This window comes from Streptomyces venezuelae, assembly GCF_008642315.1.
Classification (GTDB): Bacteria; Actinomycetota; Actinomycetes; order Streptomycetales; family Streptomycetaceae; genus Streptomyces; species Streptomyces venezuelae_D.
Map to the genome: position 1 here is coordinate 539,498 of NZ_CP029192.1, position 12,325 is coordinate 551,822.

General features: G+C 67.5%; 8 protein-coding genes. 3 read left to right on the forward strand and 5 right to left on the reverse strand.

Going from position 1 to position 12,325, the window contains the following annotated elements; genetic code table 11:
- Window positions 1–232: 232 nt before the first annotated feature.
- The 3 genes from DEJ48_RS02490 (at window position 233) to DEJ48_RS02500 (ending at window position 2,438) form a co-directional block, all read left to right on the forward strand.
- Window positions 233–883: a hypothetical protein gene (locus DEJ48_RS02490; protein ID WP_150214042.1), complete on the forward strand. Its 651-nt coding sequence runs from the start codon at window positions 233–235 to the stop codon at window positions 881–883.
- Between the two features lie 119 nt (window positions 884–1,002).
- The gene (locus DEJ48_RS02495; RefSeq protein WP_150214044.1) at window positions 1,003–1,923 is read left to right on the forward strand and encodes a MerR family transcriptional regulator; all 921 of its coding nucleotides are present in this window, start codon (window positions 1,003–1,005) and stop codon (window positions 1,921–1,923) included.
- A gap of 74 nt (window positions 1,924–1,997) precedes the next feature.
- Complete coding sequence (locus tag DEJ48_RS02500; RefSeq protein ID WP_223831847.1) at window positions 1,998–2,438, forward strand: hypothetical protein; 441 nt, start codon at window positions 1,998–2,000, stop codon at window positions 2,436–2,438.
- 360 nt (window positions 2,439–2,798) lie between these two features.
- Here the strand turns inward: DEJ48_RS02500 and DEJ48_RS02505 are convergent, their stop codons facing one another.
- The 5 genes from DEJ48_RS02505 to DEJ48_RS02525 all read right to left on the reverse strand — a co-directional run bounded on the left by DEJ48_RS02505 (window position 2,799) and on the right by DEJ48_RS02525 (window position 12,325).
- Complete coding sequence (locus tag DEJ48_RS02505) at window positions 2,799–6,137, reverse strand: RHS repeat-associated core domain-containing protein (protein WP_150214047.1); 3,339 nt, start codon at window positions 6,135–6,137, stop codon at window positions 2,799–2,801.
- A gap of 331 nt (window positions 6,138–6,468) precedes the next feature.
- Complete coding sequence (locus DEJ48_RS02510; protein WP_150214050.1) at window positions 6,469–7,338, reverse strand: hypothetical protein; 870 nt, start codon at window positions 7,336–7,338, stop codon at window positions 6,469–6,471.
- A gap of 96 nt (window positions 7,339–7,434) precedes the next feature.
- A complete protein-coding gene (locus DEJ48_RS02515; protein WP_150214052.1) occupies window positions 7,435–7,878 on the reverse strand; it encodes a hypothetical protein in 444 nt (147 codons plus the stop codon).
- Between the two features lie 272 nt (window positions 7,879–8,150).
- Window positions 8,151–11,387, reverse strand: coding sequence for a non-ribosomal peptide synthetase (locus DEJ48_RS02520; protein WP_190537152.1), 3,237 nt, complete (start codon window positions 11,385–11,387; stop codon window positions 8,151–8,153).
- 26 nt (window positions 11,388–11,413) lie between these two features.
- Complete coding sequence (locus tag DEJ48_RS02525; protein ID WP_223832418.1) at window positions 11,414–12,325, reverse strand: NAD(P)-dependent oxidoreductase; 912 nt, start codon at window positions 12,323–12,325, stop codon at window positions 11,414–11,416.

The following is a 12,325-nucleotide window of genomic DNA, read 5'->3' on the forward strand; positions in this document are numbered from 1 at the left end:
CGTGCGATCGCAAGGCGGAGGGTCGCCCCGATACTGGTTGTATCGGGGCGACCCGACAACGCCGCTGGGGGTCCCCCGCGCCCTTCAGGCGTGGGGGAGTGCGTGCCGGGCGTCGCGGGGCAAGCGGGACTTCCGACACAGGCCCTAGACGTGTCATCAGGAATGCCGACGGCTGACGCGGTCACCCGCGCCCGGGCCACGAGTGCTGAGTGCCGTGAGGTAGACCGGTCCCATGACTCATGATGATCTTTCCGGCAGAGGCGGGCAGCCGGTCCCCCTGGCGCCCTACCGACTCGTCTGGCTGGCCCTTTGGGCCGAAGCCACGCCTCAGGAGGAGGCGGAACTGACCGAACACCTTCGCACCGCACTCGCGCCGCACGGCACGGTGATCGTGCATGCTCGGGGGCCGTTCCACCGCACTCCCGAGATGTTGCACTACGAGATAGACCTCACGCCGGACGGCTCCGCGCCCGACTGCATGCGGGCTCTCGGCTTCACCCGGAACGCCGACTCGACCTGGAACGACGAGTGGGAACGGCCGGTCAACGGCGGGGTATTCCTGCACCCTGCGGTGTACGGCGCCCTGGCCGGCGAGATGGAAGCGGCTGCCGCTCCACGCTTCAGAACGGGGGACGTCGTGCTCGTACGGGACTCCCCCGACACCCGACGGCTCGGTCTGGCCGGCGCCGAGGTGACTGTCGGCACGCCGGAGTACGACTACGACACTGCCCCCGCCCGAAGAACGTGGTACTACTCCGTGCTCGTCGAGGGCCAGGACGAGTCGGAGAACGTCGACGAGACGGACATGGAGCCGACCGGGCGGCACGAGCAGGTCTACGGCGAGCGCACGAGCGTCAGCACCAACGGCGTCCTGGCCAGCTGATGTCATCGTCCGGCCGGGTGGACGAGCAGCAGCCCATGGGTGGTGGGGTTGCACCTTCCGTAGCGGCATGTGGTCCGGTGGACCCACGTCCCGATTCTTTTGAGGAAAGGCCTCGGCCCATGCGTCCGTCCTTCATGCCACCCCGCGAGGTCAAGATCGGGGACGCGGCCGCCTTCGCCGGCACCACGCCACGAGCGATTCGCCACTACCACGAGATCGGCCTGCTCCCCGAGCCCGAGCGGGGTGGCGACGGCCGTCGGCGCTACGGCTACGAGGACATGATCCGCCTGCTGTGGATTCGCAAGATGGCCGACGCCGGGATCGCCCTGGACGACATCCGCGACGCCTTCACCACCGGCACGGCTTCCGCTGGTGCGGACTGCGAAGACGGTGTCGCGGGTGTCCTGGAGCAGTTGGAGGCAACTCTCGCCGAGCAGGAGGCACAATTGCGACGGCAACGGACCGCCGTGCGGCGGATGCGCGCCGAGGGCACCCGGATGGGCCTGCTCTCCGACTTTGTCACCGAACGCCTCAAGGACCTGCCCGAGGGTTCCCTGCACCAGGCTGACCTGGACAGTCTCCTGGTCACGGAGCGGGTCTTCGGCCCGCTCGGCGCGGCCGTCCAGGCCACTCGCTTCGTCGTCCTGGCCACGCATCCCGCTCTGCGGGAGGAGTCCGACCGCATCGAGGCCGCCGAGGAGGCACTCGACGACGGCATCGCCGTCGATGATCCACGGGTGGCCCAAGTGGCCGTCGAACGGCACGCCTTCGAGAACTCCCTGCATGCCGTCATCGAGAAGTCCGGCCTTGACAAGGACGACGATGCCCTCTTCGACGCCTGGGACGCGTTGCATCCTGCCACTGAGAATGATGATGCGGATGAGGGCGTCGGCCACGCCGACGTCAAATCTCGCCGACGGGATGCTGATTCCATGAGCGCCTTCGAGGCCACGGGCAAGATGCCCTACGACTTCTCCGCGGCCCGCCTGCGCTGCATGGAACTGGCCGAAGAACTGTCCGCCCAGGACTCACTGCTGTGAACATGGGGATCCCTGGTTTCGAGCCGTCCTTCCGGATCGGGGTCGACTCGATTCGGCAGGCGCACGGAGCACGCTTGGCGCGGCTCGCCGGCAGGCGGTTGACAGGATTCGCGCTGGTGCGGTTCGCCGAGGACGGGGAATGGTTCGCCGACTGCCCGGTGGTGTTGGACTTCGACGGTATCCAGGTGGAGGTCTGCCACTGGAAGCTCGACGAACTCTCGATCGGCTGGGACACGATCGACACCGCGGCGCCCATCATTGGGTGGGAGTGCTTCGAGCTCACGCCCCAGTGGTCTCACAGCGGTGAACACCTCGAACCGTTCGTCGGTCAGGAGTTGTGCGAAGTCACGCTCCGCACATGGCAGCCAACTGACCGTGGCCTGGCGGCAGGAGCCGTGGCAGTGGAGTTTGTCTTCGCCAGCGGCTGCCTGCGGATCGTCAACGGCCTCGACGAGAACCGCATCGAGGTGGGCGCGGCCAGCCGGGGCGACGTCCGACACAGGCTGGGCCGCTGAGGGTTGACGAGACGGCGAATGGCCGACCTCGACCCGGGCGAGGTCAAGACCGCGGCGGTGGGAGCACTCACGGTGAAGTCCTCGGCCGCTGGTGTGGCGGCCGAGGACTCCGACCGGGGCTGATTACGGCCGGTCGGGGGCGGCGATTCCCAGGAGCGTCCGGTGCCCGGCGTGGACGTGCTGTACTGCACTTCCGCCGTCGGGCAGATCGTCCACCGCGCATTCACGCCGACTCAGCGTCTTTTGCGGGCCCTGATCACGAGCAGTACGGTCACTGGGCCGACAACGAGCCCCATAACCGCACCGACCAGAACAGCGGTGAGTGCGCTCATTCTCGGCCTCCGCCTTCCTTCTATCAGGCTATTTCAGCAGCTGGTTCAGAGTTGATGTGACGACCCCTCCGGCCGCACCGGCGGAGCCGCCTGCGGCAGCTCCCACAGCGCATCCCCCCAGCGCACCCACGGTTGTTCCGCCGGGCCCTGCCGCCGATCCGACGATCCCGGCCGTAACCGCTCCACCGACACACCCGGTTACGGCACCACCGATCGTGCCGATCAGCGTGTCGATGCCGAGGTCCTTGAAGCTGAAGAGACCGGTCGGGTCAATGCGGTTGACGGGGTCCCCCTCGGCGTAGAGGTAGGGGTTCTTCTCCTGCCCGGAGGGGTCACGCTGGGTGAAGCGCCCAATGTTGGGGTCGTAATAGCGGGCCGCGAAGTGATACAGGCCCGTCGGGTCCTGGTAGCCGCCTGCGAACCGGTAAGGCTGCGTGGCCTTCTCCGAGGTGGTCGACCGCTGCACGCCGCGCGGGCTGTAGGAGTAGGAGTTGACCTTCTCGCCCGTCTCGTCCGTGACCGCGACGACGGAACCGAGCGCGTCGGTGAGGTAGAAGTACGTCTTCCCGTCCCGGGTCATGGAGTTCAACGTGCCCCCAGGCTCCCGGTTGAAGCCCGTGTCCGCACCGGCAGTTGAAGTCGCCGACAGGCCGAACGGACCGTTGTGGAAGTAGGTGTCGCCCAGCTTGACGCGCTCACTCTGGTCGGTGGAACCGTAGCGGCCTTCGTAGGTGGCACCGCCCACCGTGAGCGAGGTCAGCTGACTGTGATCCGACCACTGCTCGCCCGTTCGGGTGCCCTCCGGCGTGGACGCGCCTGCGGTCTCGTGGCCTTCGGCGTCGTAGGACCAGTTCGTCGAGGTGCCGTTCTTGGCGGTGATCTGCTGGGCGTCGTTGATGGTGTACGTCGTGCCGCGCGGGCAGCCTTCGGCGGTGCCCTGGCTGGTGAGGTTGCCGGCCAGGTCGTAGCAGTACTGCCAGGACTCGTTGAGGGTGGAGCCCTTCTTCTCGGCGGCGTAGGAGAAGCGGCCTGCGCCGTCGTAGGTGTAGTTGGTCTTCATGCCGGTCACGGCGTCTGTTGTGGTGCGGATTTTGTCGCCGTCGGTCTTGCCGTCGGTGCCGTAGCCGTAGGTGTAGGTGAGGTCGACCAGGGTGCCCTTGGCGGAGGTCGCCTTGATGTTCTTGGGGCGGCTGGAGTTGTCGACGTCGACCTTCTGGACGGTACCGCCGGGGTAGGTGGTCTGGGTGCGGACGTCGTTGTTGTTGTACGTGTACGTGGTGGTCTTGCCCTGCGGGTCCTTGAACTCCTTGAGTTTGTTGACCTCGTTCCACGTGTAGTCGGTGGTGCCGGCCGGGTCCTTGTAGTAGTCGACGTTACCTGCGGGCGTGTAGGCGAGCAGGGTCTGGGAACCGTCCTGGAGGGTGCGGATCGTCTCACGCTGGAGCGGGTCGAACTCGTACTTCACGGTGCCGGTGGAGTCGTCGCGCTGGCGGAGGTTGCCGTCGCCGTCGTAGTGGTAGCGGACCGTGTCGTTGGTGGTGGAGACGGTCTTGATGCGGTCCAGGTGGTCGTAGGTGAAGACCTTCTTGATGCCGCGGCCGTCGGTGAGGGTCTCGGTGCGGCCCAACGCGTCGTAGGTGTAAGTGGTTTCACCCAGCGGCTTGGGCGGGGTCACCTTCACCAGGTTGCCCTTGTCGTCGTACCTGAAGGACGTCTTCACCGTCTTCGTGGACGACATCTTCGTCTGGGCCGTGCACCGTTGGCCCTCGAAGCCGCCGCAGTCGGGGCTGGCGGGGTTGTAGGTGTACGAGACGTTGCCGCCGCCGGTGCCGGACTGCGCCACCGACTTGGTGTTGCCGGCCGTGTCGTAGGTGAAGGACGTCTTCTCGCCGTCGGCGTTGGTGGAATCCTTGGGCTTGTCGCCGCCGGCAATTGTCTGCCAGCTGGTCGTCGACTTTCCGCCGGTGGGCGACTTCACCGTCTCCAGGTTGTTGCGGGTGTTGAATCCGTAGTCGGACACGTTGCCGGGCGTGGTGCCGGTACCCATCGCGTCCGTGGCCGTGTCCACATTGTGGTTCGCGTCGTACTTCGTGGACCGCTTGTGGTCCAACGCATCGGTGACCTTTTCGACTTCACCGTCACCATCGTGCTCATAGCGTGTCACGTGTTCTTCGGGGTCGGTGACCTTCGTCGTTCCGGCGGCCGTGGGCGAGGTGGTGTCGTATTGGTAGGTCCATGTCGGGCCGGTGTGGCCGGAGCCGTTGAAGTCGGTGGCGCGCAGCATGGAGGTGACGCGGTTGGCGCTGTCGTAGGTGAAGACGGTGACGCGGCCCTCGGCGGTGGTGATTTTCTCCAGGCGGCGGGAGGAGTCGTAGCCGAAGGTGGTGGTCTTGCCTTCGGCGTCGGTGGTTTTGTGCAGGTTGCCGTCCGGGTCGAGGTCGAAGACGGCCGTGCGACCGGAGTTGTCCTTCGCCTGCCACTGTGAGGCGTCGGTCTTGACCAGGTCGATCCAGCGGCCCGAGCGGGTCTCGGTCAGCTTGAAGCCCTTGTGCTCGCTGCCCTCGTCGTGCTGGGTGACGGTGATGGTGCCCTTGTTCTTGTCTGTGACCTTGGTCAGGGTGCCGTGCTCGTTGTAGGTGTCCTTGGTGTGCGACTTCCAGTTGGTGACCGTGTAGGTGCCGTCGGCGTTCTTCTTCAGCTCCTTGGAGTAGCCCTTGGGCGTGGTGTAGGAGCCGTCGGCGGCCTTCTTGAAGCGCAGGGTGTCGCCGGAGGCGTCGTAGAGGACGACCTCGTCGTCGAGGGGCTGCAGGTAGCGCTCGTACTGCTGCCACCATCGCTGGGAGACCTTGCCCCACGGCGCGTCCAGAGAGTTGTAGGTGCGCGCCAGGGTCAGTTCCTGACCGACGCCGGCGATGGAGAAGTCAGTCGCGGTCAGCATCAGGTTGCCGGTGGAGTAGTCGATTCGGGCGGTCAGCGCGTCCGTGATCGCGAAGTTGCTGATCCGGTGCCACGGCACATCGCCCTGACCTTCGGGGACGTAGGTGTCGGCAGTCGCCCGGGCGGCGCGCGCGGTCGCGGCCTCGCCACTTGCGGCGCGCTTCTTCTGCTGGGCGCGCCAGGCTGCGACCTCGCTCGATGGGCTGCGTTCGGCCTGCGGTGCGCCGGGCTTGTTCGCGCCGACCTTCACGGCGGGCATCGTGAAGGTCGGCGCGTCCTTGCCCCAGGCCGAGCCCGGGTCGTCGGCGGCGGAGGCGCCCGCGGCCGGCAGCAGGGACAGGGTCAGGGCGCCGGTGGTCAGGGCTGCTGCCGTGGCGAGGCTCGTTCTCTTTCGGGCACGCGAAACACGCGCACCAATGGTGCGTTGCATCAAGGCTTCCCCCCACAGGAAGACATATCTCGCAGACCCCAGCGGTCACGAGGCGCACACAAGTTGCCACACGATCCCCACAGGTCGCGGTGCGCTTCCCCCGAACATCCGTACTACACCGGATGGAACTAGCCCCTCCCGTCAGCGGCGAAAACGGCAGTAAAAGCCGCAGAATTCGTTCAGTTCACGTCGCCGTTGCGCTATACGCATACAGGAACATCCACAATGTGGCCGGATAACTGCGGTCCGTTCTCGGCCATGTCCACGGTCAGGTGCCGCCCAGGGAGGGCCCCGGGCGGCGGCGCGGTTCAGTTCGCGAGGTGACCAACGCCTACTGCTTCATCGACGAGCTGTGGCGCTGTGCATTCTTCAGGTAGCGGTCCCGGGCGTCGCCGATCCGTTGGAAACGTTCCGCGTGATCCTTGATCGTCTGGCGTTGCAGGGCGGCGTCAGCGCGCCACCACACGGGTACGACGTGTGCCTTGAGCTTGCATTCGACGTCGTCCTGGGCTGTGGCGGTCTCTGCGTGGGTGGGGTGTTCTCCCGTCCACCGGGGATCGTCGTTCGGAGCCATCGGATCGACGTAGTCATGGCCGCGGCTCCGCATGCAGGCCCGCCATGCGGCGAACACTTTCCGGACGGCAGGTGCTTGCTGGGACTTCTTGTATGCGGTCAGGGACGCTTCGTTCACCAGGTCGGAGTTCACCTTCGGTACATCGCGCATCAGCTCTTGCTGGGCGCGCGCCGCGCAGCCCGATTGACCGTCGGCACCGTAGGCGGCCTTGTTCTGCTGTGCCGTGAGGCCTGCGTCCCGTCGTCCCATCAGCTGTTCTGCGGCCGCAGAAGCCCGGTCGGGGATGGGGCGGTAGCCGTAACGTGCCGCCACTGCAGGTTCGGCCAGGCCGTATCGGCCGCGGTTCGGCCATGTTTTCGTTGCCGGGTGCGGGACTTCAGGCCAGTCGAGTCCCTGACGCGCCATACATGAAGTGGTCAACTTCTCCTGCGCCGTGGCGACAAGGGCAGCATTGCGGCCGTCCAACTGGTAGGCGTCGAGGGGCAGGACGAGGGCGCGGACCTCCCGGCCGGGCGCGGGCGGCGGGCCCGATGGGCGGGCGCCGTCGCTCGCCGGGGGGCCGGCACAGCCCACGGCGAGCAGCAGCGTGCAGACAGCTGCGGTCGCCATACGCTTGTGCATGGTCATCAGCTCCCGTTGAGGCGGGGGCGGCAGATGGTGCCGTGCCCCCGGCGAACGTGTGGGTTCACCTCGTGCGGTGCGGTCGCGCAGTCGGCTCTGGGGTCAGGGGCACGACTTGTACAGCGAGCTCGTCTTGTACTTCACGCGGGTGTCCTTCAGATCGCTCGACCATGTCCAGGGGTGGAAGGTCCAGTTGGATCCGCGGTTGTAGTAGTTCGTCCACAGCGTCCAGTAGCAGCCCCGGGTGAGGTTCTTCACCGAGCGGAGGTTGTCGTTGACTTTGTGCCCGTTGTTGTACTTGTTGTCGGACAGCTTCATGTCCGACTTGCAGAACGCCTTGTATCCGCCTGTGTAGCGTCCGTACTCGTACGTGTGCAGTGGATTCGGGCAGGCCGCCGCGGTCGATCCCGCAGCGCTGTCCGCGACGGACGCGGGCTGCGGGCCCCTCGGCGTGGTGTGGGCCTGTGCGGTGGGCGCGGCCAAGGCGAGGCCGGCGCCCAGGGCTACCGCGGCGGTGGCCAGAGAGAGACTCTTGCGTGGATTCATGGACTGACTTCCTTTCGTGACTCTTGGCCCGGGGCCGGACTCGTGCTGCGGGCGGTTGTGCCCCGGTGCGGTCAGCAACTTAGGACGTTCACAGCCGAGGAGCGTCAACCGGGCGGTGCAGTCTGGTGTCAACTCTCGCGGTACAGCCGAGAACGGCTGCAACCCCCGACGTACCTCCACGGCAACCCACTCGCGGTGTCCCTGACCGGCGGCAACCGCAACGACGTCCGGAGCTGTCCCGCAACGCACACGGGCGCTCAAGAGCCGCGCAGTCAGCCGACTGGCTGGTCGGCCCCCGCCGCCACGATCAGTCGGGCGGCGTTGGTGACTGAGGAGTCCCCGAAGAACTCGGCAATCGGGACTTGCACCGTGAACACGCTCTTGAGGCGGGAAACGAGGCGCAGCGCGGCCAGGGAGTGGAAACCCAGCGCGAAGATGTCCGTCCGCAGGTCGATCGTCGGCACTTTGAGTACCGCACAGTAGACCTCCGCGACCTTGGCTTCGAGCTCGCTGCCCTGCGCTTCCTCGGGTGCGACACTCTCGGGGCTCCGCAGCGCGAGCAGGGCTGCTTGGTCGACCTTGCCGTGCGAGGTGAGCGGGAACCGTTCAACTACTGAGATGTGGGCCGGAACCAGATGCGGGGGAAGCTGGGTACGAACGTACGCCGCGACTGTCGCCTCGTCGGCGTACGCCCCGATCAGGAACGCGATCAGCTCGAGCTCGGCCGCTGGGTCGGCCTCGGTGCGCCGAGGCACGACCAGGCTGCGCGCCACGTCCGGATGGCTGTCGAGTACGGATTCGATCTCGGCGAGTTCGACCCGGTGGCCGCGCAGTTTGAGCTGACGGTCCACGCGCCCGAGGAATTCGAGGTCACCTTCGGTGGTCCAGCGGCCTTGGTCGCCGGTGCGATACATACGTGCGCCCGGCTCGGTCGCGTAGGGGTCCCCCAAGAAGCGCTCGGCAGTCTGCTCGGGCCGGTTGAGAAAGCCGTCGCAGACGCCGGGGCCGGCCAGGTAGATCTCCCCCGGCACGCCGCGTCCCACCGGTGCGAGCAAAGCGTCGAGCACGTAGACGGCGGCGTGCGGCATGGGCCGTCCGATCGGCAGCGCCTCGCGGTCGAAGTCGGGCCCAGGCTGGTAGGTCGTGCTGGTCACCGCCGTTTCGGTGAGCCCATAGACGTTGGTGAGCGGAATCCCGAAGTCCAACCAGCGCTGGTAGACCTCGATCGGCGCGCGTTCGCCGCCGACCAGCACTCGCCGCATGGTGTGCGGAACGGGGACAACGGCCGGGTCGATCAGGCGTACCACTTCGATCCAGTAGGCGGTGGGGAGTTCACACATGGTGATCTCGCGTTCTCCGAGGACGTGCAGCAGTTGCTCCGGGCCGGTCCGGCCGAGCACGCCGTCGAAGAAGACGACGCAGCCACCGGCCAGCCAGGTCGGGAAGAACTCCTCGACATGTACGTCGAAGGTCATCGCGGCGAGCTGCAGCATCCTGTCTTGCGGGCCCAGATCGAACGTGTCCACCGCGGCACGGGTGAACGCAGTCAGGTTGACGTGGGTGACGAGGGTGCCCTTGGGTACTCCCGTCGAGCCGGAGGTGAACGGGACGTACGCGACCTGACGGCCTGTCACTGCGATCTCCTCGAGGTCTTCACCTGTCTGGGCCTCGATCGAGGAAGCAACCGCCGGATCGTCGAGGGCGATCACATGCCGGGCCCCGGCCAAATCCCCTGCAAAGTCCTCGGCGATGTCCTTGGCGAAGTCCACGACCGTGAGCACCACGCGGGGCGCGGTCTCGGCGAGGACGTGGGCCTTGCGGCTGCCGGGCGCGTCCGGAGCCACAGGGACGTAGGCCCCGCCCGCCTTCAGCACGGCGAGTACGGCAGACGGCCAGGAGGAGCCGTGGGGCAGGGCGAGCGCCACCCGCTCGCCCGTACGAAGGCCCAGCTGACGCAGGTGCCGAGCCAGCCGGTTGGCCTGGCTGTTGAGCTGTGCGTAACTGACCTGCGTACCGTCTTCGCGCTCGATCGCCGGCGCATCCGGGCTCTGTCGGACCCGTCGCTCGAACAGTGCGTGCAGGGTGGCCGGTTCGTCCCCCGGCACGGGCCGTCCGGTCAGCTCCCGATCGGGCGCGGCGTCGGTCGACGTGCGAAGCGCTCCCAGCGGGAGTTCGGGACGGGACGCGACCTCGCCGAGCAGCGTCAGGTAGCTCTCGGCCATGGCCTCGATGGTGCCCGGGTCGAACAGCTCCCTGTCGTACTCGAACTGAAGGCTCAGCTCCCCCAGCGCGTCCACGGCGCCGAGACCGATACGGAGCCGGGCCCCGCCGTTGGACAACTCGTACAGCTCCGTCACCGCGCAGCCCGGCAGCGTGGCCTCGAACTCCGTGGACTGCTCGAAGGAGTACGCCGTCTGGAAGAGCGGGGTCTCATGCGAGGTGCGTTGGGAGTCGACCCGTTTGACGAGCTCGGTGAGAGGCGCGTCTTGTGAGGAGAGCGCGTCGAAGGTACTCAGCTGGAGTTCGCGGACCAGCGAGGCGAAGGACACGTTCGCGTCCAGCCGCAGTCGCAACGGCATGGTGTTGGCGAAAAGACCGATGAGCGACTGGTACTCGGGCCGGGTCCGGCCGGCCAGAGGCGTTCCGATCAGCAGGTCGTCCTGACGGGTATAGCGGGCCAGCAGCACGCCCCAGACACCGCCGAGCATCGCGAACGGCGTCACCCCGAGCCGCTTGGCGCAGGCGTAGGCATCGGCCCGGAGCTGCTCCGGCACCACGGTCGTGAACTCGTCTCCCCGGTACTCCCGGGACGCTCCTGAACTGTGATCGACCGGCAGTGCGAGGGTCGTCGTCGCACCGGACAGTTCCCGGGCCCACGCGTCGAGCGCGTCGTCGTACCCGCCGTCCTCGGTGATGCCCCGCTGTTCGGCCGCGAAGTCGCGGTACTGCAGGGTGAGGTCGGGCAGCTCGGGCTCATCGCCCGCGTGCCATGCGGTGTAGAGCGCGGTGAACTCGGTCCAGAACAGACGCAGCGACCAGCCGTCCGCGACGATGTGGTGCACGTTGAGGAACAGCGCGTATGCGTCATCCTCGAGACGTAGCGCGGCAGCCCGCAGCAGTGGGCCGTGCACGAGGTCGAAGGGCTCGCGAGCGGCGGTCTCGACGAACACACGCCATTCGTCGGGCCGGGAGCGGAAGTCGAGCACGGGCAGCGCGAAGGGCTGCGGCGGATCTGTGACGAGGTACAGCTCACCGTTCTCCTCGCCCACCCGGGAGCGCAGCACTTCATGCCGGCGCACGATCTCGGTCACGCAGCGCGCGGCGAGTTCCGTGTCCAACGCGCCGTGCAGACGGATCACCATGGGTATGCCGTAGACGCTGCGGCCCGGAGCGAGTTGTTCGGCGATCCAGATCTGTTCCTGGAGGAGGGAGAGCCTCTCGGTCTGTCGGTTGCCCATGGGTGCTCCGGTCGGGTGCGTGGCCTGCGGAGTGGTGGTTGACTCGGTCATCGTGATCCGCTCTTCCTGACAGTCGGCTAGTAACCGAGTTCCCGGTCGACCAGGCCGATCGGCTCGAGGCCGTCCGCCAGTCGACGAATGTTGCGCCGGACCAGGTCGACGAAGGGTCCGAGTGCGTGGTCCAGATCGCCCGCGCAGTGCGCGGTGATCACACAGGTGGGGAGGGACCACAGCGGGTGTTCCGGAGGGAGCGGCTCGGGGTCGGTGACGTCCAGGCCGGCGCCGGCGATCCATCCGGAGGTCAGCGCACGCACGAGGTCATCCGTGACGACGAGCCCACCGCGCGCCACGTTCACCAGGCACGCGTCCCGACGCATGGACCTGAGTCTGACCGTGTCGATCAGCCCGGCCGTGTCCGCGGTCAGCGGCGCCGCGAGGAAGACCACACGGGCCTCGGGCAGCCATGTGTCGAGGCGATCGGGCGTGCCGACCTCGGCGCCCGCGATCGGGGCGCCGCTGCGGCACACCACCTTGGGGCGGACCTTGAACGGGCGCAGCAGTGCGAGCAGTGCCCGGGCGACCCCGCCGCCGCCCACCACAAGGACCTCGGCGTTCGTCAGCCCGATGGCGGGGCGCGGCAGCCAGGCGCCGGCCCGCACGGAGGCAGCGCCCTGACGCAGCACGGTCAGCGCGAGCATGAGGGCGTGTTCGGCCACCAGCTCGGACTGGACCCCCACGGCCCGGCTCCAGCGGATCCGCTGATCCATGAGCGGCAGGTAGCTTTCGACGCCGCTGCTCGCCAGCTGGACCCAGCGCACCGACGGCGCGCGCTCCAGTGCGGCTGCCAGCTCCGAGGGCTGCTCGCCGGTCCAGATCAGGCCCTGGGCTTGGTCCAGCGGAGCCAGTCGTACGCCTGAATCGTGCAGTGCTGTCAGGAGATCGGCGGGCGCCGGCTGCGGAAGCACTGCCACGGGCAGGTCGGGAAGCAT